16 protein-coding genes and 4 tRNA genes are annotated in these 23,183 nt (G+C 60.2%); 2 read left to right on the top strand and 18 right to left on the bottom strand.

Going from position 1 to position 23,183, the window contains the following annotated elements; translation table 11 throughout:
• Positions 1–2: 2 nt before the first annotated feature.
• Positions 3–2,327, top strand: coding sequence for a CHASE2 domain-containing protein (locus RAS12_RS22035; protein ID WP_306940837.1), 2,325 nt, complete (start codon positions 3–5; stop codon positions 2,325–2,327).
• A gap of 6 nt (positions 2,328–2,333) precedes the next feature.
• Here the strand turns inward: RAS12_RS22035 and RAS12_RS22030 are convergent, their stop codons facing one another.
• A complete protein-coding gene (locus tag RAS12_RS22030) occupies positions 2,334–3,608 on the bottom strand; it encodes a serine/threonine-protein kinase (RefSeq protein ID WP_306940836.1) in 1,275 nt (424 codons plus the stop codon).
• Positions 3,609–3,763: 155 nt separating this feature from the next.
• On the opposite strand from RAS12_RS22030, the gene RAS12_RS22025 reads away from it, so the two are divergent.
• Positions 3,764–4,159 carry a TssQ family T6SS-associated lipoprotein gene (locus RAS12_RS22025; RefSeq protein WP_306940835.1) on the top strand — a complete coding sequence of 132 codons (396 nt, stop codon included), beginning with the start codon at positions 3,764–3,766 and terminating at the stop codon, positions 4,157–4,159.
• Between the two features lie 107 nt (positions 4,160–4,266).
• On the opposite strand, the gene rpoC is transcribed toward RAS12_RS22025, so the two are convergent.
• The 17 genes from rpoC to hisN form a co-directional block, all read right to left on the bottom strand.
• Positions 4,267–8,511 carry a DNA-directed RNA polymerase subunit beta' gene (gene rpoC / locus RAS12_RS22020; RefSeq protein ID WP_306940834.1) on the bottom strand — a complete coding sequence of 1,415 codons (4,245 nt, stop codon included), beginning with the start codon at positions 8,509–8,511 and terminating at the stop codon, positions 4,267–4,269.
• A complete protein-coding gene (gene rpoB, locus RAS12_RS22015) occupies positions 8,511–12,623 on the bottom strand; it encodes a DNA-directed RNA polymerase subunit beta (protein ID WP_306940833.1) in 4,113 nt (1,370 codons plus the stop codon). The genes rpoC and rpoB overlap by 1 nt, the downstream gene beginning before the upstream one ends.
• 161 nt (positions 12,624–12,784) lie before the next feature.
• Positions 12,785–13,162 carry a 50S ribosomal protein L7/L12 gene (gene rplL / locus RAS12_RS22010; RefSeq protein WP_306940831.1) on the bottom strand — a complete coding sequence of 126 codons (378 nt, stop codon included), beginning with the start codon at positions 13,160–13,162 and terminating at the stop codon, positions 12,785–12,787.
• A gap of 82 nt (positions 13,163–13,244) precedes the next feature.
• Positions 13,245–13,769 carry a 50S ribosomal protein L10 gene (gene rplJ / locus RAS12_RS22005; RefSeq protein WP_306940829.1) on the bottom strand — a complete coding sequence of 175 codons (525 nt, stop codon included), beginning with the start codon at positions 13,767–13,769 and terminating at the stop codon, positions 13,245–13,247.
• A gap of 256 nt (positions 13,770–14,025) precedes the next feature.
• Entirely contained in the window at positions 14,026–14,727 is a 702-nt protein-coding gene (gene rplA / locus RAS12_RS22000; protein WP_306940827.1) for a 50S ribosomal protein L1, read from the bottom strand.
• Between the two features lie 2 nt (positions 14,728–14,729).
• Positions 14,730–15,161, bottom strand: coding sequence for a 50S ribosomal protein L11 (gene rplK, locus RAS12_RS21995; protein WP_046806050.1), 432 nt, complete (start codon positions 15,159–15,161; stop codon positions 14,730–14,732).
• 63 nt (positions 15,162–15,224) lie between these two features.
• The gene (nusG, locus tag RAS12_RS21990) at positions 15,225–15,758 is read right to left on the bottom strand and encodes a transcription termination/antitermination protein NusG (RefSeq protein ID WP_306940820.1); all 534 of its coding nucleotides are present in this window, start codon (positions 15,756–15,758) and stop codon (positions 15,225–15,227) included.
• Between the two features lie 9 nt (positions 15,759–15,767).
• Entirely contained in the window at positions 15,768–16,148 is a 381-nt protein-coding gene (gene secE, locus RAS12_RS21985; protein ID WP_306940818.1) for a preprotein translocase subunit SecE, read from the bottom strand.
• 64 nt (positions 16,149–16,212) lie between these two features.
• Positions 16,213–16,288: transfer RNA gene (locus RAS12_RS21980), tRNA-Trp, on the bottom strand.
• Positions 16,289–16,451: 163 nt separating this feature from the next.
• The gene (gene tuf, locus RAS12_RS21975) at positions 16,452–17,642 is read right to left on the bottom strand and encodes an elongation factor Tu (RefSeq protein ID WP_306940817.1); all 1,191 of its coding nucleotides are present in this window, start codon (positions 17,640–17,642) and stop codon (positions 16,452–16,454) included.
• Positions 17,643–17,699: 57 nt separating this feature from the next.
• Positions 17,700–17,774: transfer RNA gene (locus RAS12_RS21970), tRNA-Thr, on the bottom strand.
• Between the two features lie 13 nt (positions 17,775–17,787).
• A tRNA-Gly gene (locus RAS12_RS21965) sits at positions 17,788–17,861 on the bottom strand.
• 145 nt (positions 17,862–18,006) lie between these two features.
• Positions 18,007–18,093, bottom strand: a tRNA-Tyr gene (locus tag RAS12_RS21960).
• 113 nt (positions 18,094–18,206) lie between these two features.
• Complete coding sequence (locus tag RAS12_RS21955; protein WP_306940816.1) at positions 18,207–19,370, bottom strand: iron-containing alcohol dehydrogenase; 1,164 nt, start codon at positions 19,368–19,370, stop codon at positions 18,207–18,209.
• Positions 19,371–19,394: 24 nt separating this feature from the next.
• Positions 19,395–20,783, bottom strand: coding sequence for an aldehyde dehydrogenase family protein (locus RAS12_RS21950; protein WP_306940813.1), 1,389 nt, complete (start codon positions 20,781–20,783; stop codon positions 19,395–19,397).
• A 46-nt stretch (positions 20,784–20,829) separates the two neighbouring features.
• On the bottom strand, positions 20,830–22,215 hold the full coding sequence (locus RAS12_RS21945) for a glutamine synthetase family protein (RefSeq protein WP_306940812.1): 1,386 nt from the start codon (positions 22,213–22,215) through the stop codon (positions 20,830–20,832).
• 57 nt (positions 22,216–22,272) lie between these two features.
• The gene (hisN, locus tag RAS12_RS21940; RefSeq protein ID WP_306940811.1) at positions 22,273–23,079 is read right to left on the bottom strand and encodes a histidinol-phosphatase; all 807 of its coding nucleotides are present in this window, start codon (positions 23,077–23,079) and stop codon (positions 22,273–22,275) included.
• Between the last annotated feature and the right edge of the window lie 104 nt (positions 23,080–23,183).

Here is a 23,183-nt window from a genome sequence, read left to right as displayed (position 1 = left end):
CAATGGCCGACACAGCCGACCCTCTCGACCGGACCTCGCACTCAGGGCTGTGGTTGACAGTGGTGTTGGCAGTGTTGGCTGCCGTACTGGGCTCGCTCAACGGATTGGGCCGCGTTGACCAGATCCTCTACGACCGCGCCGCGATGATGTCCGGACGCGAGGCAGATCCCGATATTCTGATCGTCGCGATCGACGACGCCAGTATCGATACGCTGGGCCGCTGGCCTTGGCGCCGAGCCGTCCATGCAGCATTGCTGGACCGTTTGCAAGGCGCCCGCGCGGTGGGATTGGATCTGATATTCGCGGAAAACGACACGGTCAATCCCAATGACGACCTGATATTGGCCAACAGCATCCGTCGCAATGGACATACCGTCCTGCCGGTTGTGCTGGACCGGCTACACCGCCCTACCGCTATCGAGGTGCCTATCCCCGCGCTGGCGCAAGCCGCTGCATCGGAAGGCTTCATCAACGCACGCATCGACTCGGATGGCGTCGTGCGCGAGGCCGTGCTGTCTACGCAATTCCGGGGAGATCGCTGGAACCATATGGCGATTTCCATGCTGGAGGTCGGCGGACAGGCGGAACAGGCACAACGGCTGCTGCAGCGCGCAGGCCCTGACGCCACCATACTCATCCCTTACGCCGGGCGAACGGCGCATATGCGGACAGTCTCGTACCTGTCGGTGCTGCGCGGTGATCTGCCGGCTGAGGAGCTGCGCGGCAAGTATGTGCTGGTCGGCGCCTGGGCCACGGGTCTTGGCGACGCCTACCCCACGCCCGTCTCGCACGACATCAGCGGTATGTCGGGCGTGGAGATCATCGCCAACCTGCTGCAAGCCGCACGCGACAACAGATCGTTCCTGCGCCCGCCCCCCGCATGGAACGCGCTATTTTCGGCCCTTCCAGTGCTCTTGGCCTGCCTGGCTTTGTGGCGCTTGTCGCCCAAACGCGCCTTGCTGGTCAGCATTGCATTGTTTGGGTGCATTCTGTTGGCGTCTTGGCTACTGCTGGTCAATGCGCAGCTGTGGTTTGCTCCGACCGCAGCCTTGGCGGGCGTGGCGCTTTGCTACCCCTTATGGAGCTGGCGCAGCCAGGAAGCCGCGCTGCGCTATATGGACAACGAACTGCGCCGCCTGCAACGCGAGTACCCGCCTATCCTGAATGAAGCCCGGGCGCAGGTGACCAGCACCAGCGCATCGCTGGAAAGCCGGGTTGGCGAGTTGCAACGCGCGCTGGCGCGGGTTCGCAACTTGCGGCGCTTCCTGGCCGATGGCTTGGACGGCATGCCGGACGCTACGCTCGTTTTTGATCAGGAAGGCCGCATGCAATTCCGGAATCAAGCGGCGGTCATGTACTTCCAGCGCCTGGGCATGCGCCCCCCGCGAGTGGGCCATCCCGCAACGCATTTGCTTGAGAAAACGATATCAGACGATGCCACGCGCCAACGCGTAGCCGACGCGCTTAGTGGCCAGCAACCGGCCGACACGACGTCGCCTTGGAGCGCCGACCTTGAAGTGCGTGATTACGCTGGCCGCGACCTGATTCTGAAATGCGCGCCGATTCACACCGCTGAAGGCCACTTCGCCGGCACCGTCGCCACATTGACCGACATATCACGCATCCGTCAGGCAGAACGCCAGCGGGAAGAGACCCTGCGCTTCATCTCGCACGACATGCGGGCTCCGCAGAGTTCCATCCTGGCGCTAGTCGAAATGAAGCAGGAAAGCGGCGCGGAGACAGATCAAGGCGACACCCTTGCGCGCATCGCCATGCTGGCCAACCGAACCTTGCATCTCGTCGACGACTTTGTGCATCTGACTCGGGCGGAGTCTATGACGATCAGCGCAGTCGAGTTGGATTTAGGAAGCCTGCTGCAAGACGGTGTAGATGAATTCTGGGCATCGGCGCACAAGCGGAACATCACACTGGCGCTGCAAATGCCCTTGCCTGCCGCCTATGTGCGCGGCGACCAGACTCTGCTGATGCGTGCGCTGTGCAATCTGATCGACAACGCTATTAAATACAGCCCGGCGCACACCCGCATCGAATGCGGCATCAACGAAGAGCCGGGCTTTTGGCGAGTGAGTATCCGCGACCAGGGGCAAGGTATTGCCCCCGAGGATCTGACGCGGCTGTTCGAGCCATTCTCACGCGTAGGCGTGGAAACCCGTGGCGACGTGGGCGGTGCGGGATTGGGATTGGCGTTCGTGCGCACGGTGGCCGAACGCCATGGCGGATCAGTGGAAGTCAGCAGCGAACCCGGCGCCGGGTCGGTATTTTCCCTGCGTCTGCCTGCCGCGCCGGAAGACGCAGCGGCAGCCTGACACCGCTTACTGGAAGACGTGCGAGATCACCGCGGGCTTGCCCGGTTTGATTTCGATCGTCGCTTTGTAGGGCGGTAAGTCCGCGTTCCTCAGCACCACCTGGTACTTGCCCGGAATCAGCCGCACTTCTTTCACGGGCGGACTGATGCCGCGCGCGATCCCGTTGATCCACACCTCGCCCCAAGGGCGTATATCCAAGCGGACAGGCACGAGTACAGGCTTGGGCTTGACGGCAGCTTCGTCGGCAGGCAGCGCAGGCGCCGGCTCCAGGGTGGCAGGCGCTGCGGAAAGCGCAGCAACCGCGGACACCGCCGAGTTGGCCGCAGCTGACTGCGGATCATTCGGAGGAGCCCAACGGGCGGTCAATTCACCTGCCAGCAATACCGGTTGAGGCGAAGACGTGGCCACCGCCACTGGCGGTGGTGCGACCGATCCCGCCACAGGCGGGACAGGCGGCAAAGGGTGCACCACCGGAGGATTCGGCGTGACGAGCTCCGATCGGGTGATCAGGGCGTTGGGAGTGCCCATACCCCAATGAAACCAGGAATACACACCCAGTCCGATAAAGGCGACGACAGTCAGCATTCCCAGGAGCGACCGGCGCATACGGGAGGACTTGCGCGTCACGCTGGCAGAAGCCGCTGGCGCGGCCCGCTGTGCGCCAGCAACGGCATCGTCGCCAGAAGGCTCGGGTTCGATATACGCCGCCACACCCAACACGCTGGCAAACTCGGCCAAGGTCTGCGGCCGATCCGCCGGCGCCATGGCCAGGCCGGCATCGATGATGCTCAGAAAAGCCTGGTCATACTTGGGCAGGCCCATCGATGCCAAGGGTTCGTATGTATCCATGGCGCGGCGCTCCGGCGACGGAGGGGGCCGGTGCCCGGTCACTAGTGCATGCATCACGGCGCACAGCCCGTAAACGTCACTCCAGGGGCCTCGCGGCCATTCCGTCGAGTCGGAATAGAGTTCGAATGGCGCAAATCCGGGTGTAGGGCTGCGAGTGGTCCGGCGCGAACGGGCAACCACCAATTCGGGCAGTAAATGCGCGCGAGCGCCTTCATCCATGCCTACGGTCTCCAGCGAGATATCGCCGCAGATCTCTCCTTGCGCATGGAGCGCAATCAAGGACGGAAGCAGGTCTGACACTAACCGCTTAATGCGTGTTTCTGGAACGCCGCCTGCCGAACTGGCCGCGATCGCACTTAACGGACGCAACGCGAGCGGCGCAGCGCCGGAAAAGGGGCCACGCGGCGTCAGCAGGCCCGCGGTAGAAGACATGATCGATGCTGCGCTCATGCGCTGAGAACAAGTTTAAGGATGAACAGCCAGAATATTATCCAATCCGCACCGCAAGGACATTGCCGAAAATGTCCGAGCGCATCAGGCTGTGGCACGATAGCGTATCGCCAAATCTCTCAATACCTTTGGAAGCCATGAAAATTCGCCTTCTGAGCCCTCTGCTCGGCGTGTCTCTGATGCTCGCTGGTTGCGCTGGAACGCCGTCCCAGCCGCCCGAAAGCCCGCCAACGCCCGAAGCGATGGCGCAATTGCAACAAGTACGCGACGCCTATGGCGCCGGCCGCTATGGCGAGGTCATCCGTAATGTTGCCAAGTCTGACGCGCTGGCCACCTCGCCCAAAGCCGTCCGTATCGAGGCCTACAAACTGCAAGCCTTCAGCTACTGCGTCAGCAACTATGCCCGGCTGTGCGAAGACAGTTTTACCCGCATCCTGGGGTTAGACCCAGGGTTTGAACTGGCCCCCAATGAAGCCGGCCACCCCGCTTGGGGGCCCGCCTTTCAGCGCGCACGCGCTCAGACTACGAAGTAATCCTTACGCACGAGAAACAAAAAGGCCGCTGATTCGCATCAGCGGCCTTTTTTTACAGGCTCCCCGCGCCGGTGCTGCGCGCGGGGGACCCGTCCAGGATATTCCGCTTATTCGGCGGAATCCTCGGTACCGACATCGGCTGCCGGGGCTTCTGCGTCCGAGCCCACCGTAACCGGCGAGTCTTCGAACGGGTTGGCCTGCTGGCGAGCGGCTTCGCGTTCCGCCGCCTCCAGCTCTTCCTTGTCGCGGCGAGCGTGGTGATAAGCCAAGCCCGTACCTGCCGGAATCAGACGGCCGACGATAACGTTTTCCTTCAAGCCACGCAGATCGTCGCGCTTGCCCATGATGGCGGCTTCGGTCAGGACACGAGTGGTTTCCTGGAACGATGCAGCCGAAATGAACGAGTCGGTCGACAGCGAGGCCTTCGTGATACCCAGCAACACGTTGTCGTACACGGCGGGGATGCGATCTTCCGCTGCGCAACGATCGTTCGCGTTCAACAGCTCGGAACGCTCAACCTGCTCGCCCGGGATGAACTCGGTATCGCCCGCGTCAACGATGTTCACACGACGCAGCATCTGACGAACAATCACTTCAATGTGCTTGTCGTTGATCTTCACGCCTTGCAGACGGTAAACGTCTTGGACTTCGTCGACGATGTAGGTCGCCAGCTTTTCGATGCCTTGCAGGCGCAGGATGTCGTGGGGATCGGCCGGGCCGTCCACGATCATTTCGCCCTTGTTCACCACTTGGCCGTCGTGCACCAGAACCTGCTTTTCCTTCGGAATCAGGAACTCGTGGCTCACGCCTTCCAGGTCGGTGATGACCAGACGTTGCTTGCCCTTCGTATCCTTACCGAACGAGACCGTACCGGTAACGTCGGCGAGCATGCCGGCGTCCTTCGGCGAACGGGCTTCGAACAGCTCGGCCACTCGCGGCAGACCGCCGGTAATGTCGCGGGTCTTTTGCGATTCTTGCGGAATACGCGCCAGAACTTCACCCACGGCAACCTGCAAGCCGTCACGCACGGTAATCAGCGCGCCCACCGGGAACGTGATGTTCACCGAGTGGTCGGTGCCAGCGATCTTGACGTCTTCGCCATTCTCGTTGACCAGCTTGATCTGCGGACGCATGACGATCTTGCCGCCACGGGTCTTCGGGGTAATGACAACCAGCGTCGACAGACCGGTGACTTCGTCCACCTGCTTGGCAACGGTCACGCCTTCTTGAATGTTCTCGAAGCGGACAGCGCCACTGTATTCCGACACGATCGGACGGGTCAGCGGGTCCCACGATGCCAGACGCGCGCCAGCCTTCACAGCTTCGCCATCACCAACCAGCACGGTCGCGCCGTACGGGATCTTGTGGCGTTCGCGTTCGCGGCCGTTGTCGTCGAAGATCGCCAGTTCGCCGGAGCGCGAAATCGCCACACGTTCGCCCTTGGCGTTCGTGACATAGCGCATCGTGCTGGCAAAACCGACCAAACCGCTGGACTTGGTTTCCACCGCGCTGGCCAGAGCCGAACGCGACGCCGCGCCACCGATGTGGAACGTACGCATCGTCAGCTGCGTGCCCGGTTCACCAATGGATTGGGCGGCGATAACGCCAACCGCTTCACCTTGGTTGACCGGCGAACCACGACCCAGGTCGCGGCCGTAGCAGTGAGCGCACAAACCATGACGCGTTTCGCACGTCAGCGGGGTGCGGACCTTGACTTCGTCCACGCCGATACGGTCGATGGTTTCGACCAGATCTTCGTCCAGCAGGGTACCGGCAACAATCGCCGTTTCCTGCGTGTCGGGGTTGATGATGTCAATGGCGGCAACACGACCCAGGATACGGTCGCGCAGCGGTTCGATGACTTCACCACCTTCGACCAGCGCCTTCATGTTGTAGCCCAGCGAAGTGCCGCAATCGTCCTCGGTGATCACCAAGTCTTGCGTCACGTCGACCAGACGACGGGTCAGGTAGCCGGAGTTAGCGGTCTTCAGTGCCGTATCGGCCAGACCCTTACGCGCACCGTGAGTCGAGATGAAGTACTGAAGAACGTTCAGGCCTTCACGGAAGTTCGCGGTAATCGGCGTTTCAATAATGGAGCCGTCCGGCTTGGCCATCAGGCCGCGCATACCAGCCAGCTGGCGGATCTGGGCAGCCGAACCGCGGGCGCCCGAGTCAGCCATCATGTAGATGGAGTTGAACGATTCCTGGCGCACTTCTTCGCCGTGACGGTTGATCACGGGTTCGGTAGCCAGTTGTTCCATCATCGCCTTGCCGACCTTGTCGCCAGCCTTGCCCCAGATGTCCACAACGTTGTTGTAGCGTTCTTGGGACGTGACCAGACCCGACGAGTACTGCTTGTCGATTTCCTTCACTTCGCGGCTGGCTTCGGCCAGGATGCCTTCCTTGGCGGTCGGGATCAGCATGTCGCCCATGGCGATGGAGATACCGCCGCGCGTGGCGAGCTTGAAGCCCGACTGCATCAGCTTGTCAGCGAAGATCACGGTGTCGCGCAGGCCGCAACGGCGGAACGACTGGTTGATCAGGCGCGAGATTTCCTTCTTCTTCAGTGCCTTGTTCAGCACCGTGAAGGGCAGGCCCTTCGGCAGAATTTCGGACAGCAGCGCACGGCCGACCGTCGTCTCGTGACGACGGATAACCGGTTGCCATTCGCCAGCTTCGTCGCGCTCGTGCTCTTTCAGACGCACGGTGACGCGGCTTTGCAGCTCGACTTCGCCGTTGTCGTAAGCACGTTGCACTTCAGCGACGTCGGTGAAGAAAATGCCTTCGCCGCGGCCGTTGATGCGCTCACGCGTCGTGTAGTACAGACCCAGCACGATATCCTGGGACGGCACGATCGACGGTTCGCCGTTGGCCGGGAACAGCACGTTGTTGGACGCCAGCATCAGCGTACGCGCTTCCAGCTGGGCTTCCAGCGACAGCGGCACGTGAACAGCCATCTGGTCACCGTCGAAGTCGGCGTTAAACGCCGCGCAAACCAGCGGGTGCAGCTGGATGGCCTTGCCTTCGATCAGGACGGGTTCAAACGCCTGGATGCCCAAACGGTGCAGCGTAGGCGCACGGTTCAGCATGACCGGGTGTTCGCGGATGACTTCTTCCAGGATGTCCCAAACCACCGGTTCCTGGCTTTCCACCAGTTTCTTGGCAGCCTTGATGGTCGTGGCCAGGCCCATCATCTCCAGACGATTGAAGATGAACGGCTTGAACAGTTCCAGGGCCATCAGCTTGGGCAGACCGCACTGATGCAGCTTGAGCTGCGGACCCACCACGATGACCGAACGGCCCGAGTAGTCGACGCGCTTGCCCAGCAAGTTCTGGCGGAAACGACCGCTCTTGCCCTTGATCATGTCGGCCAGCGACTTCAACTGACGCTTGTTGGCGCCCGTCATGGCCTTGCCACGGCGGCCGTTGTCCAGCAGCGAGTCAACCGCTTCTTGCAACATCCGCTTTTCGTTGCGCAGGATGATTTCCGGCGCCTTGAGCTCCAGCAGGCGCTTCAAGCGGTTGTTGCGGTTGATGACGCGGCGGTACAGGTCGTTCAGGTCGGAGGTCGCGAAGCGGCCGCCGTCCAGCGGCACCAGTGGACGCAAGTCCGGCGGCAGCACGGGCAGCACTTCCATGACCATCCACTCGGCCTTGATGCCCGACTTCTGGAAGCCTTCCAGCACCTTCAGGCGCTTGGAAATCTTCTTGATCTTGGCTTCCGAGCTGGTGGCCTTCAGTTCGCCGCGCAGCGTTTCCACTTCGCGGTCGATGTCGATGGTACGCAGCAGTTCGCGCACGGCTTCCGCGCCCATCAGGGCACGGAAATCGTCGCCGTACTCTTCGGTCTTGGCGAGGAAATCGTCATCCGACATGATCTGACCGCGCTTGAGCGGCGTCATGCCAGGTTCGATCACGCACCAGGCTTCAAAGTACAGAACGCGTTCGATGTCCCGCAGGGTCATGTCGAGCACCATGCCAAGACGCGACGGCAGGCTCTTCAAGAACCAGATGTGCGCGACAGGGCTGGCCAGCTCGATGTGGCCCATGCGTTCACGGCGAACCTTGGCAACGGTAACTTCAACGCCGCACTTTTCGCAGATCACGCCACGATGCTTCAAGCGCTTGTACTTGCCGCACAAGCACTCGTAGTCTTTGATCGGGCCAAAGATCTTGGAGCAGAACAGACCGTCACGCTCAGGCTTGAACGTGCGGTAGTTGATGGTCTCGGGCTTGCGAACTTCGCCGTAAGACCACGAACGGATCTTCTCGGGCGACGCGATGCCGATCTTGATGGCATCGAACTGCTCGTCTTGCGAGACTTGCTTAAATAGGTCGAGTAGCGCTTTCATTAGTTACGCTCCAAATCCATGTCCAGGGCCAACGAGCGGATTTCCTTAACCAGCACGTTGAACGATTCCGGCATGCCGGCGTCGATGACGTGGTCGCCCTTGACGATGTTTTCGTAAACCTTGGTACGACCATTGATGTCGTCCGACTTCACCGTCAGCATTTCTTGCAGGGTGTAGGCGGCGCCGTATGCTTCCAGCGCCCACACTTCCATTTCCCCGAAACGCTGACCGCCGAACTGCGCCTTACCACCCAGCGGCTGCTGAGTAACCAGCGAGTACGGGCCGGTGGAACGCGCGTGCATCTTGTCGTCGACCAAGTGATGCAGCTTCAGATAGTGCATGTAGCCGACAGTCACGGGGCGCTCGAACTTCTCGCCCGTACGGCCGTCGTACAGCCACGCTTGCGTACGCGAAGGCGTCAACGCCATGCGCTCGGCGACGTCGTCCGGATAGGCCAGCTCCAGCATCGTGGTGATTTCCTCTTCGGTCGCGCCGTCGAAGACGGGCGTCGCGAACGGCACGCCGTTCTTGAGGTTCTGGGCCATTTCCATGACTTCTTCGTCGGTCAGCTCGTCAATGCGGGCGCCGGAGCCGGTCGTGTTGTAGACCTTGTCCAGGTAAGCACGGACGTTCTTGACCTGCGCAGTGCGCTCGTCGCGCAGCAGATCGGCAATGCGGTGGCCCACACCCTTGGCAGCCCAGCCCAAGTGAACTTCCAGCACCTGACCGACGTTCATCCGCGAGGGCACGCCCAGCGGGTTCAGAACGATGTCGGCCGGCGTGCCGTCAGCCATGTGCGGCATGTCTTCCACCGGGGTGATACGCGAAACCACACCCTTGTTACCGTGACGGCCTGCCATCTTGTCACCAGGTTGCAGACGACGCTTCACGGCCAGGTAGACCTTGATCATCTTCAGCACGCCCGGGGGCAGCTCGTCGCCTTGCGTCAGCTTCTTGCGCTTCTCTTCGAAGGCCAGATCAAACTGGTGACGCTTCTGCTCGAGCGATTCCTTGGCTTGTTCCAGGACGACAGCGTGCGGCTCATCGGCCAGACGGATGTCGAACCACTGCCAACGGTCCAGATCAGCCAGGTAAGCCTTGGTGATCGTGGCGCCCTTGGCCAGCTTGCGCGGGCCGCCGTTAACGGTTTTGTTGACCAGCATCTTTTCGATACGGTCGAACTGGTCGTTTTCAACGATGCGCAATTGGTCGTTCAGGTCTTGGCGATAGCGGCGCAGTTCATCATCAATGATGGACTGAGCGCGCTTGTCGCGCACGATGCCTTCACGGGTGAACACTTGCACGTCGATGACGGTGCCGGTCATGCCCGAAGGCACGCGCAGCGAGGTGTCCTTAACGTCCGAAGCCTTTTCACCGAAGATGGCGCGCAGCAGCTTTTCTTCCGGAGTCAGCTGGGTCTCGCCCTTCGGCGTGACCTTACCAACCAGCACGTCGTCAGCGCTGACTTCGGCGCCGATGTAGGTGATGCCGGAATCGTCCAGACGGTTCAACTGCGTCTCAGCCAGGTTGCTGATGTCGCGGGTGATTTCTTCCGGACCGAGCTTCGTGTCACGAGCAACAACCGTCAGTTCTTCGATGTGAACCGAGGTGTAGCGATCGTCAGCCACAACCTTTTCGGAGATCAAGATCGAGTCTTCGAAGTTGTAGCCGTTCCACGGCATGAACGCGATCAGCATGTTCTGACCCAGGGCGAGTTCACCCAGGTCGGTCGATGCGCCGTCGGCCAGCACGTCACCCTTGGCAACCTTGTCGCCACGCTTGACGATAGGACGCTGGTTGATGTTCGTGTTCTGGTTCGAACGCGTGTACTTGATCAGGTTGTAGATATCGACGCCAACTTCACCGGCGACGTTTTCTTCGTCGTTCACGCGAATCACGACGCGCTCGGCGTCAACGTGATCGACCAGACCGCCACGCAGTGCTTGCACGGTGGTACCCGAGTCAACAGCCACGGTGCGCTCGATACCCGTACCCACGACCGGCTTTTCCGGACGCAGGCAAGGCACAGCCTGACGTTGCATGTTGGCGCCCATCAGTGCGCGGTTCGCGTCATCGTGCTCAAGGAACGGAATCAGCGAGGCAGCGACCGACACGATCTGCGACGGGGCAACGTCCATGTAATGCACGTTGGCCGGCGACGTCAGCATCGTTTCGCCTGCTTCACGGCAAGCAACCAGATCGTCAACGAAGCTGCCTTGCTCGTCCAGCGCGGCGTTAGCCTGTGCAATGACGTAGTGGCTTTCTTCGATGGCCGACAGGTAATCGATCTGCTCGCTCACGCGGCCATCGATAATCTTGCGGTAAGGCGTTTCCAGGAAGCCGTACTCGTTCAAACGAGCGTACAGCGCCATGGAGTTGATCAGACCGATGTTCGGGCCTTCCGGCGTTTCGATCGGGCAGACGCGGCCATAGTGGGTCGGGTGCACGTCACGGACTTCAAAGCCGGCGCGCTCGCGAGTCAGACCGCCAGGTCCCAGTGCGGAAACACGACGCTTGTGCGTGATTTCCGACAGCGGGTTGGTCTGGTCCATAAACTGCGACAGCTGGCTCGAACCGAAGAACTCCTTGATAGCTGCCGAAATCGGCTTGGAGTTGATCAGGTCGTGCGGCATCAGGTTTTCCGTCTCGGCCTGGCCCAGACGTTCCTTGACGGCGCGCTCAACGCGCACCAAGCCGGCGCGGAACTGGTTTTCAGCCAGTTCGCCCACGCAACGTACGCGACGATTGCCCAAGTGATCGATGTCATCGATCTGGCCACGGCCGTTACGCAGCTCAACGAGCACCTTGATGGTTTCAAGGATGTCTTCGTTGGTCAGCGTCATCGGGCCGGTGATGTCTTCACCACGGCCCAGACGGCTGTTGACCTTCATGCGGCCGACGCGCGACAAGTCGTACGTCTCTTCGCTGTAGAACAGACGCTGGAACAGCGCTTCCACCGCTTCTTCGGTGGGGGGCTCGCCAGGACGCATCATGCGATAGATGGCAACGCGCGCGGCCATCTGGTCGGCGGTTTCATCGGTGCGCAGGGTTTGCGAGATGTACGGACCACGGTCCAGGTCGTTCGTGTAGAGCGCCTGAATGTCGTAGACGTTCGAGTCGCGCAGAGCGCCCAACACGCTTTCCGTGATTTCGTCGTTGGCGTTGGCGATAACTTCGCCCGTATCTTCGTCAACGATGTTCTTGGCCAGCACACGGCCGAACAAGAAGTCTTCGGGCACGGAGATACGCTGGATGCCAGCGGCAGCCAGATCGCGCAAATGCTTGGCATTGATGCGCTTGTCTTTTTCGACGATGACCTTGCCATCGCGATCCGAGATGTCGAAGCGGGCCATTTCGCCCTTCCAACGCTCGGGCACGAATTCCATCATTGCGCCTTCGCTCTTGAGTTCGAAATTATCGAAGTCGAAGAAGTTGGCCAAGATGGATTCCGGCGTCATGCCGATGGCCTTGCACAAAATCGTGACAGGCATCTTGCGACGACGGTCGACACGGAAGAACAGGACGTCCTTCGGATCGAATTCGAAGTCCAGCCACGAGCCACGGTAAGGAATCACGCGGGCCGAGAACAGGAGCTTGCCGGAGCTGTGCGTTTTGCCGCGGTCGTGTTCGAAGAACACGCCAGGCGAACGGTGCAGCTGCGACACGATGACACGCTCGGTGCCATTGATAACAAAGGAACCCGTGCCTGTCATGAGCGGAATTTCGCCCATGTAGACTTCCTGTTCCTTCACTTCTTTCACGGTCGGCTTGCTGACTTCGCGGTCAAGCAGCACCAGGCGGACCTTGGCTCGCAGGGGCGAGGCATAGGTCAAACCACGTTGCTGACATTCCTTGACATCGAACACCGGTTCGCCGAGCACGTAGCTCACGAACTCCAAGCGCGCCATACCGTTGTGACTAACGATCGGGAAAATCGACGAGAACGCCGCCTGCAAACCGTCGGCTAGGCGATCGGACGGGGCGGTATCCGCCTGCAGGAAAGTTAGGTAGGATTGAAGCTGTGTCGCCAAAAGGAAAGGAACGTTTTGAACGTCTTCACGCTTGGCGAAGCTTTTGCGGATGCGCTTTTTTTCGGTGTACGAGTAAGGCATGAGCACTCCGACTCGAGGTTGCATGGGCCGTCAACCACGGCCCTAGGTGATACGACTCCAGGAAACCCCCCTGAAAGGGCATGCCCCCAGTAGGGGTTTCCTGGAAACGCAAAAGCCCGGGGACTGCAAACTGTGCTGTCCCCGGGCAGTTGACGCAGGTCTTACTTGACTTCGACCTTGGCGCCAGCTTCTTCCAGCTTCTTCTTGGCGGCTTCGGCGTCAGCCTTGGCCACAGCTTCCTTGACGGGCTTCGGAGCGCCGTCAACCAGGTCCTTGGCTTCCTTCAGACCCAGACCGGTCAGCTCGCGCACGGCCTTGATGACGCTAACCTTGTTCGCGCCGGCTTCCAGCAGGACGACGTTGAACTCGGTTTGCTCTTCAGCAGCGGCAGCGGGGCCGGCCGAAGGAGCAGCAACAGCAACAGCAGCGGCAGCAGCCGACACGCCGAACTTCTCTTCCATTTCCTTGATCAGCTCGGACAACTCGAGCACGGTCATGCCAGCGATGGCGTCAAGGATTTCAGCTTTGTTAAGTGCCATTTTTCAGAACTCCAAATATTTTGGTAATGCCAGGGTTTGGGTGTCGCTTCGTCGTTCAGCGAATTCCGGACAGCAGGGCGATTTAGGCCGCTGCCTTTTGGTCGCGCACGGCCGCGAGGCCACGGGCAAACTTGGTCGGAACTTCGTTGAGCGTACGCACGAATTGCGCGATCGGGGCTTGCATGGTGCCCAGCAGTTTCGACAGCAACTCTTCGCGGGAGGGCATGGTGGCCAGAGCCTTCACACCTTCTTGGTTCAGCAAGTTGTTGGGCAATGCGCCCGCCTTGATGACCAGCTTGTCGTTGCTTTTCGCGAAACCTGCGAGGACCTTGGCCGCCGAAACCGGATCAGCGCTGATACCATAGATCAGCGGACCGGTCAGTTGCTCAGCCAACGGCTCGAAAGCCGTGCCGGCAACAGCACGACGGGCCAGCGAGTTCTTCAGAACACGCAGATACACGCCCGATTCACGCGCAGTTTTGCGCAGTACGGTGACAGAGGCGACGTCCAGACCACGGTACTCAGCGATAACAATCGATTGTGCCTTGGCAACTTCTGCCGAGACTTCCTCGATTACCACCGCTTTCTCTTGACGATTGAGACTCACGGTTTGAACACTCCATCAAAAGACGCTTGGGGCCTGAGCCTTGCGCGTCAACCGAATGCGGCGCCTGGTCGAGTTCTTCGTGTAAAGAAATCTTCCTGGGGACGCCGTCTACGCTGGATTCGAACTATCCAAGCTTCGGGATTAAGCGGAGCGGCGGGGATACCGAGTACCCTGCCACCACCCTGCTCCAGCGGTCTTTGACAGCAACATCCAGAGGAATCCGGATGCAGCCCAAAGTACGTTTACTGCTGTTGGCTTAGTTAGAAGCCGACAGCGAGGCAAGTTCCACGCGCGCACCGCCGCCCATCGTGGACGAAACGGCGAGCTTACGCAGGTAAATGCCCTTGGCAGCTGCGGGACGAGCCTTTTGCAGGGCGTCGACCAGAGCGGCCAGGTTGGTTTGCAGCTGTTCCACGCCGAACGACGCGCGGCCGATCGTTGCGTGGATGATGCCAGCCTTGTCGGTACGGTACTGAACCTGACCGGCCTTGGCGTTCTTGACAGCGGTCGCGACGTCAGGCGTCACGGTGCCGACCTTCGGGTTCGGCATCAAGCCACGGGGACCCAGGATCTGGCCCAGGGCACCCACGACACGCATCGTGTCGGGCGAGGCGATGACGACGTCAAAGTCCATTTGACCGGCCTTGATTGCGTCAGCCAGGTCGTCCAGACCGACGATGTCGGCGCCAGCGGCCTTGGCGGCTTCAGCCTTTTCGCCTTGGGCGAACACGGCAACGCGAACCGACTTGCCGGTGCCAGCGGGCAGAACGACCGAACCGCGAACCAGTTGGTCCGACTTCTTCGGGTCGATGCCGAGCTGCACAGCCACGTCAATGGATTCATTGAACTTGGCGACGGCGGTTTCCTTGACCAGGGTCAGGGCTTCAGCGACCGGGTACAGCTTGGTGCGGTCGATCTTTTGCGCAATGCTTGCGGCGCGCTTGGACAGTTTTGCCATGATTAGATCCCCTCAACCGTGATGCCCATGCTGCGGGCGCTGCCAGCGATCGTACGCACAGCGGCGTCCAGATCAGCGGCGGTCAGATCGGGGCCCTTAGCCTTGGCGATTTCTTCAGCCTGGGCGCGGGTCAGCGTACCGACCTTGTCGGTATGCGGCTTGGGCGAACCCTTTTGCACGCCGGCAGCCTTCTTGATGAGGACCGTCGCGGGCGGGGTCTTCATGATGAAGGTGAAGCTCTTGTCCGCGAAGGCGGTGATCACCACCGGAATCGGCAGACCAGGCTCCATGCCTTGGGTCTTGGCGTTGAACGCCTTGCAGAATTCCATGATGTTCAGGCCGCGTTGACCCAGTGCCGGGCCAATCGGGGGGGAGGGGTTAGCCTTACCAGCCGGTACTTGCAGCTTGATAAAGCCGACGATCTTTTTCGCCATGCTTTGCTCCTTGCGGGTTATATCGCCCGGGCCTTAATGGCCTGGGCTCCCCGGGGGTTAAATTCAGGTCTTTTCGACCTGGCTGAAATCGAGTTCGACGGGTGTGGCACGACCAAAAATGGTGACCGACACGCGCACCTTGCTCTTTTCGTAATTGACTTCTTCGACGTTGCCGTTGAAGTCTGCAAACGGACCTTCCTTGACCCGAACCATCTCGCCCACTTCGAACAGAATCTTGGGGCGGGGTTTCTCGACACCCTCTTCCATCTGGGAGAGGATCTTCTCGACTTCCTTGGCGGAAATCGGGGTCGGACGATTACCCGAGCCACCCAAAAAGCCGGTGACGCGGTTTGTATTCTTGACCAAATGCCACGTTTCGTCGGTCAGGTCCATTTCAACCAGGACATAACCGGGGAAAATGCGGCGTTCGGTGATCGACTTCTGGCCACCCTTGACCTCGACGACTTCTTCGGAGGGCACAAGAATTTGGCCAAAAGACGTCTGCAAGGCCGCGCGCTCGATGCGCTCGAGCAGGGCCTTGTGTACGCTTTTTTCCATGCCGGAATACACATGGACGACATACCAACGCTTACTCATTCGCCGTCCTTATTTCCAGCCCAACAACAGGCCGTAAAGAATCCATTCGATGCCCTTATCGAGCACCCACATGAAAATGCCCATGATCGCCACAAACGCAAAAACGATACCCGTCATTTGGGTCGTTTCTTTGCGAGTAGGCCATGCGACACGCTTGACTTCGTTGTAGGACTCGCTGGCAAAGCTCAAGGTACGGCGGCCGGGTTCGCTGAACCATGCAATCGCGGCTGCGATGACTAGGCCGCCGACAAACACGCCGACACGAGCAGGCATCGGCTGTGCGCTAAGCACGGAAAACCCGACGATGCCAGCAATAACGACGAGAACCGCCAGTCCGAGCTTGACCCGGTCGGCGGTACTAGTTACGGTTTCTACGCTGGTATTAGACATATTGCGACGCGAGCCGCCGTGAATGCGTAACTCGCGATGATCTCCCGCGGGTTTATCCTGGCGGTGGCAGGGGCAGTAGGAATCGAACCTACAACCTTCGGTTTTGGAGACCGACGCTCTGCCAATTGAGCTATGCCCCTAAAACACTACTGGCTTGCACTACATTCACTGGCATCCTGGGCCGTTCGCGCGAATAAAAATTAACTATTCAGCGCAAATGATCGCGGAGCCAAACATCATAACACTTTTACGGCAAAAATGGGTAGAGGGACTTTTGGTCCACTCTACCCACTTGGGTATTGATTACTTCAGGATCTTGGCGACGACGCCGGCGCCGACGGTACGACCGCCTTCACGAATGGCGAAACGCAGACCTTCTTCCATGGCGATCGGAGCCAACAGCTTGACCGTCATACCGACGTTGTCGCCCGGCAGAACCATTTCCTTGTCGGCCGGCAGCTCGATCGTGCCAGTCACGTCCGTCGTGCGGAAGTAGAACTGGGGACGATAGCCTTGGAAGAACGGAGTGTGACGGCCGCCTTCTTCCTTGGACAGGATGTACACCTCGGACGTGAAGTCCGTGTGCGGGGTGATCGAGCCCGGCTTGGCCAGAACTTGGCCGCGCTGGACGTCTTCACGCTTGGTGCCGCGCAGCAGAATGCCCACGTTGTCGCCAGCTTGACCTTGGTCGAGCAGCTTGCGGAACATTTCAACGCCCGTGCAAGTCGTCTTGACCGTCGGAACCAGACCGACGATTTCGATTTCTTCGCCAACCTTGACGATGCCGCGCTCGATACGGCCGGTAACCACCGTGCCGCGACCCGAGATCGAGAACACGTCTTCAACCGGCATCAGGAACGCGCCGTCAACGGCACGCTCAGGCGTCGGGATGTACGAGTCCAGAGCGTCAGCCAGGTTCATGATGGCCTGTTCGCCCAGTTCGCCCTTGTCGCCTTCCAGCGCCAGCTTGGCCGAACCCTTGATGATCGGGGTATCGTCGCCCGGGAAGTCGTACTTCGACAGAAGCTCGCGAACTTCCATTTCCACCAGCTCGAGCAGCTCGGCGTCGTCAACCATGTCAGCCTTGTTCAGGAAGACGATGATGTACGGCACGCCAACTTGGCGCGACAGCAGGATGTGTTCACGCGTTTGCGGCATCGGGCCGTCAGCGGCCGAAACCACCAGAATCGCGCCGTCCATTTGCGCCGCGCCCGTGATCATGTTCTTCACATAGTCAGCGTGGCCCGGGCAGTCAACGTGCGCGTAGTGACGCGCTGCCGTTTCGTACTCGACGTGAGCGGTGTTGATCGTGATGCCGCGAGCCTTTTCTTCAGGAGTCGCATCGATCTGGTCGTAGCCCTTGGCTTCGCCACCGAACTTGTTCGACAGAACGGTCGTGATAGCTGCCGTCAACGTCGTTTTGCCGTGGTCAACGTGACCAATCGTACCCACGTTCACGTGCGGCTTGGTACGTTCAAACTTGCCTTTTGCCATGGCTGACTCCTGACCTGGATTGCGCTTCAGACTGAAGAAAAGAACTCGGGAAATTTGTGGTGCCCATGGCGCGGATCGAACGCGCGACCTCTCCCTTACCAAGGGAGTGCTCTACCACTGAGCCACATGGGCATTTAAAAATCTTTGGAGCGGGTGAAGGGAATCGAACCCTCGTCGTAAGCTTGGAAGGCTTCTGCTCTACCATTGAGCTACACCCGCGGCATACCCATTCACCTTCTCTTTCCCAAACCTTCAAAATCAAGGCCTGGGGAACCTTACAGCCTTCTTTGCGAAAGCCGCCCAGTTCCCTAGGCCTACATTTTAAAATCCAGGCAGACATCGCCTGGATTTAGGTATGGGTCTCTGGTGGAGGAGATTGGATTCGAACCAATGTAGGCGCAAGGCCAACAGATTTACAGTCTGCCCCCTTTAACCACTCGGGCACCCCTCCAGCGGAGAACTTGAGATTATGAACACATTCAAATCCGCTGTCAAACCAATCGGACCAAAATATTCAAAAACTTTTGTTCTGCCACACGCGTTACCGCGCAGAGGGGCCGAATCTTACAGGATTCCGCGGATTGCTGCTTGAAAAAGTGAAGAATATTGATCGGCCGTGAAAATAACGGGGTTCGTTCCCCCTGAAGCGTCTTCACTGGCCATGCGGCCGACCCGCTCTGCCTGGGCATCGTCAATGCCAATTTCGGCGAGCGTATGGGGGATGCCCACCGTCTCCCGCAAACGCAACACCCAGTCCAATACCGCGCCCGGGCCTGCTTCGGGCAGATCCAGGTAGCGCGCCAACGCTTCCAGCCGCGGCGCGACCGCATGCTGGTTTGCCTTCAATACATAAGGCATGAGAATGGCGTTGAGCATGCCGTGGTGCGCGTCATACAGCGCTCCCAGGGGATGCGCCAACGCATGCATGGCGCCCAGCCCCCGCTGGAATGCGGTCGCGCCCATGCTTGAAGCCACAAGCATCTGCTGACGCGCCTGCAAGTCGCGGCCGTCCGCTACTGCTTGCGGCAGATATTCCTTGATGAGCCGCATACCCTCCAGCGCGATGCCCGCCGCCATCGGATGAAAGAACGGCGAACAGTAGGCTTCCAGGTTGTGCGACAGCGCATCCATGCCGGTGGCGGCGGTAATTTTTGGCGGGAGGCCGACAGTAAGTTCGGGGTCCAGGATAACGATGGACGGCAACATGCGCGCATGAAAAATGATGCGCTTGACCTGGGCTGACTCGTCGGTGATAACGGATGCGCGCCCGACTTCCGACCCCGTGCCCGCTGTCGTCGGTATGGCGACGACAGGCGCCATGCCAGCCACATTGACACGCAGATAGTTGTCACCGATATCTTCGAAGTCCCACAAGGGGCGCTTCTGCCCTGCCATCAAGGCAATAGCTTTGGCTGCATCCAATGCAGATCCGCCCCCGAAAGCGATCACGCCATCGTGGCGTCCCTGTTTGTAGGCGGCGACACCCTCATCGACATTGCGCCCGGTGGGATTGCCTTTGATCTCATGGAACAAGCCGCATTCGAGACCCGACTGGCGGCACGCGCGCACCGCGTCGCCGATCATCGGCAACGCCGCCAGGCCCGGATCTGTCACGAGCAAAGGCCGCGTCATACCCAATTCCCGGCACCAGTCCGGCAGCTCTTTGATACGGCCTGGACCGGCCTTGATCGCCGTCGGGTAGTTCCAATTTACGCTGGGCACTGTCATGGCTCGTTTCCTGTAACCGTCTTGTCAGACGCTGCGCAGATGAAAGGATTTGGCTTGCGTGAGTTGTTCGTATCCCACTGCGGACAACGATACGCCACGCCCTGTGTTCTTAACGCCGGTCCAGGCCAACGCCGGGTCCAGATAGTCGCACCGGTTCATGAAGAACGTGCCTGTGCGAACCTGCCTGCCAATACGCAGCGCGGCATCTTCATCTTGCGTGAACACCGCAGCGGTGAGCCCATACGGGCTGTCATTCATCAATGCGATCGCCTCTTCATCGTTATCCACAGGCATGATTCCAACGACAGGGCCAAAGCACTCATCGTTCATGATACGCATATGATGGTTTACTCGCGTTAGCAAGGCCGGCGCGACATAAGGCGAGCTTTCACTCGCTTCTTTGAAATGCGAGGGATCTATCATATTTTGTGCGCCAGCTGAAACAGCTTCGGCGATGATGCCGCGGATCTCAGCCGCGGCGCGCGTTCGGACGACCGGCCCCAACGTAGTATCGGCATGCAGCGGATTTCCCAGCACATAAGCGCGCGTCAAGGCCTCGGCGCGCTCAATGAATTCGTCGTACAGCGGCTTGGCCACATAGATGCGCTGAATACCGCAGCAGGATTGCCCGGAATTGAAGAAGGCGCCGTCCACCAGCGTTTCAACGGCATGCTCGATCTTGGCGTCGGCCCGCACGTAGGCGGGATCATTGCCGCCTAGCTCCAGACCCACGCCGATGAACCGCCCTGCCGCGCTTTCCTCGACATTGCGTCCACCGCGTACAGAACCCGTGAAGGACACATAACCGATCTCAGGGGCGCGTATCATTCGCTGCACAATCTCGTGCGAGGCATGCACATACTGGAATACGCCTTTAGGCAGGCCCGCGTCGCGAAATGCGCGTTCAATCAATTCAGCACATAGCGGCGTCTGGTCGGAATGCTTGAGGATGACGGTGTTGCCTGCCATCAACGCCGGAACAATGCTGTTCACTGCCGTCAGCAGGGGGTAGTTCCACGGCGCGATGGTCAGCGCGACGCCGATGGGTTCCCGGCTGATGTAGCGGTTAAAACCTGCCTGCGGCGGCGCTGGAATCGGCGCCAGCGCCTCGTCCGCAATGGCGATCATGTGCCGCGCGCGCGCCTCAAAGCCCGCCACCTCGCCCGGCGTGTAACGCAAGGGCCGGCCCATCTGGATGGTGATGGCGCGCGCGATCTCGTCTCGCGCTTCCACAAATCGGTCGACGGCCGCCGACACAAGACGTCCCCGTTCCTGCACGCCCAACGCATGCCACGCGGGTTGCGCGGACTGCGCGTTTGCCAGCGCCTGCGCAATCTGCGTCTCGCTGGCGTAGGCGCGGCGAACAACCTCGCGCCCGTCGATGGGACTGATGGTGATGAGTTCCTGGGTCATGGCGGCCCTATGCAAGCGGTTGATCTGGCATCGGTTCGGCCGACGCTTAGATGATTTCGAAATAGCGCGCCAACTCCCAATCAGTGACGTGGCGCCTGAACTGTCTTTCTTCCCATTCCCGCGTGGCGACATAGTGTTCGACGAAAGCATCGCCAAACAGGTGACGCGCGGCGTCCGATTCACGCAGTCGCTGGGCCGCTTCCCACAACGTGGTGGGTAGACGCAGATGGCTGGGGAACTGCTGTGTGTAGGCATTGCCGTGCACGATGGGCTCGGGCTTGAGGCCCTGCTCGATGCCATACAGTCCCGAGGCGAGAGCGGCTGATAAGGCCAAATAGGGATTGGCGTCGGCCGAACCTATGCGCACCTCGACACGCTGCGATTTGTCGCCACCGGGAATGAGCCGCAACGCAGTGGTGCGGTTCTCCATGCCCCAGGTTGCATCCAGCGGCGCCCAGTAACCAGGCACCAGACGCGAATAGCTATTGATGGTCTGCGCATACAGCGCCATGAATTCCGGCAAGTAGCGTTGCACACCCGCCATGAAAGCCGATTGCACGGCGCTCATCCCGTGCGGCTGAGACTCGTCAAAAAAAGCGGAACGTCCACTTTTCTTGTCGCGTAAAGACAGGTGAATGTGACCGCTCTGGCCTGGATGATCGTGCGACCACTTGGCCATGAAGGTCGCCATCAAGCCATTCTGCTGCGCAAGCGCCTTGGTAAAGGTCTTGAACAGGAATGCCTTGTCGCCGGCAGCGGCCGCCAGATCCACCGCAAGCGCGGCTTCCAGCACGCCTGGCCCCGTCTCGGTGTGCAGGCCTTCGATAGGCATGTCCATGCGCTCGCACATGTCCAGCAGCTTGCGATAGAAGTCGCCCTCGACGGTGCTGCGCAACACGGAGTATCCGAAATTGCCGGGCGTCCAGTTCTCAAGATTGCGATAGCCTTTGGCGCGCACAGAGTGCGGCGTTTCGCGGAACATGAAAAACTCGTATTCCAGCGCGGCATACACGTCAAAACCCATGCCCGCAGCGCGGTCCAACGTGCGATGCAGCAGCCGCCGCGGGCAGATAGCGCCCGCATCCCCTTCGAATTCGGCCAGGAACAGCAACATGTCTTCGCCGCCCGGCCCTTGCTCCAGCGGCAGCCTGCGGCCGGTATGCGGCAAAATCCGCAGCTTTGCATCGGGGTAGGCGGTGTGCCAGCCGGTGTACTTGGTGTTGTCGTAGAGCTGGTCATCCAGATCCCAGCCCAACACCACATCGCAGAACGCCAGCCCTGAACGCAGCGCGCTCAGGAACTTGTCGCGCCGCAAGTACTTGCCCAACATGACGCCGTCTATGTCGGACAAGCCCACCTTGATATGCGAGAGCGGGCTGGCTTGCACCAACCGCTCTGCGTCTTCCACCGTTGCTACCCCTAGTGCATGCATGCTTGTTCACCTTGTGACTGAAGCGTTGCGTTGTCCTGCGGGCGGGCGGCGCGGCGTTCAGGTCAGGGCCGCCCCCAGCACGCGCATCGCCTGGCGATGCAGTTGCGGTGTGGCGGCCGCGACGACGCGGCCCAGGGATTCGAGGCATAGCGGCTGCCCCGACCAATCGGTAATGACGCCGCCCGCACCTTCAATCACGGGCATCAGCGCCAGATAGTCATAGGGTTGCAGGCCGGCTTCGACCACCAGGTCGACGTGGCCGCTGGCCAAGAGGCCATAGCTGTAGCAGTCACCGCCAAATCGCCGCATACGCGCGGCCTCGGCCAGGGCATTGAATCCCGCCAGTTCCGCGCCTTCAAAGATATCGGGCGACGTGGCGTACAGGATGGCGTGGCGCAACTCGGTACAGGCGCTGACGCGGCAGATCTCTCCGTTCAGACGGGCGGGCGAGGCCGCCGCGCCTATCCAGCGTTCTTCAAGCATGGGGATATCGATGACGCCCAGCACCGGCTTGCCCTGATGCAAAAGGGCCAACAAGGTGCCCCATAGAGGATTGCCGGAGATGAAAGCACGCGTGCCATCGATAGGATCAAGGGACCACACCAGTTCGGCTTCGGCATGCAAGGCGCCGAATTCTTCGCCGAAAATTCCATGGTCTGGATAGCGCTGGGTGATCGCCTCGCGCAAGGCCGCTTCAACTTCCCTGTCCGCCTGGGTCACCGGACTGGCGTCCGCCTTGGTGTCGATCGACAGCGCATGGCGGAACCACTTGCGCGACAAGGGGCGGACGCGATCCGCCAAGGTCTGTGCGAACGAGGAAAACTCGGCCAGTTGTTGCGCCGACAGCGGCGGAGACGTTTGCATCAATGCGCTCCCAGGGGTTTTTCCAGTCTAGACACGTTGCCACAAATTTGCAAATATACTTAAAACTGCAACCACGCCCTGGATTCAGGCGGGTCGCCGTCCGC

This window comes from Achromobacter seleniivolatilans (assembly GCF_030864005.1).
GTDB lineage: Bacteria > Pseudomonadota > Gammaproteobacteria > Burkholderiales > Burkholderiaceae_B > Achromobacter > Achromobacter seleniivolatilans.
The sequence above is the reverse complement of the archived record's forward strand: the minus strand, read 5'-3'. Positions and strand labels throughout refer to the sequence as shown.

Excerpts from the sequence above, each read along its gene's own strand:
- hisN (WP_306940811.1), bottom strand. The coding sequence starts at position 23,079 with ATGCAAACGTCTCCGCCGCTGTCGGCGCAACAACTGGCCGAGTTTTCC.
- RAS12_RS21955 (WP_306940816.1), bottom strand. The coding sequence starts at position 19,370 with ATGACAGTGCCCAGCGTAAATTGGAACTACCCGACGGCGATCAAGGCC.
- rplL (WP_306940831.1), bottom strand. The coding sequence starts at position 13,162 with ATGGCACTTAACAAAGCTGAAATCCTTGACGCCATCGCTGGCATGACC.
- rpoB (WP_306940833.1), bottom strand. The coding sequence starts at position 12,623 with ATGCCTTACTCGTACACCGAAAAAAAGCGCATCCGCAAAAGCTTCGCC.
- rplA (WP_306940827.1), bottom strand. The coding sequence starts at position 14,727 with ATGGCAAAACTGTCCAAGCGCGCCGCAAGCATTGCGCAAAAGATCGAC.
- RAS12_RS22025 (WP_306940835.1), top strand. The coding sequence starts at position 3,764 with ATGAAAATTCGCCTTCTGAGCCCTCTGCTCGGCGTGTCTCTGATGCTC.
- secE (WP_306940818.1), bottom strand. The coding sequence starts at position 16,148 with ATGTCTAATACCAGCGTAGAAACCGTAACTAGTACCGCCGACCGGGTC.
- RAS12_RS21950 (WP_306940813.1), bottom strand. The coding sequence starts at position 20,783 with ATGACCCAGGAACTCATCACCATCAGTCCCATCGACGGGCGCGAGGTT.
- RAS12_RS22030 (WP_306940836.1), bottom strand. The coding sequence starts at position 3,608 with ATGTCTTCTACCGCGGGCCTGCTGACGCCGCGTGGCCCCTTTTCCGGC.
- RAS12_RS21945 (WP_306940812.1), bottom strand. The coding sequence starts at position 22,215 with ATGCATGCACTAGGGGTAGCAACGGTGGAAGACGCAGAGCGGTTGGTG.
- nusG (WP_306940820.1), bottom strand. The coding sequence starts at position 15,758 with ATGAGTAAGCGTTGGTATGTCGTCCATGTGTATTCCGGCATGGAAAAA.
- rpoC (WP_306940834.1), bottom strand. The coding sequence starts at position 8,511 with ATGAAAGCGCTACTCGACCTATTTAAGCAAGTCTCGCAAGACGAGCAG.
- RAS12_RS22035 (WP_306940837.1), top strand. The coding sequence starts at position 3 with ATGGCCGACACAGCCGACCCTCTCGACCGGACCTCGCACTCAGGGCTG.
- tuf (WP_306940817.1), bottom strand. The coding sequence starts at position 17,642 with ATGGCAAAAGGCAAGTTTGAACGTACCAAGCCGCACGTGAACGTGGGT.
- rplK (WP_046806050.1), bottom strand. The coding sequence starts at position 15,161 with ATGGCGAAAAAGATCGTCGGCTTTATCAAGCTGCAAGTACCGGCTGGT.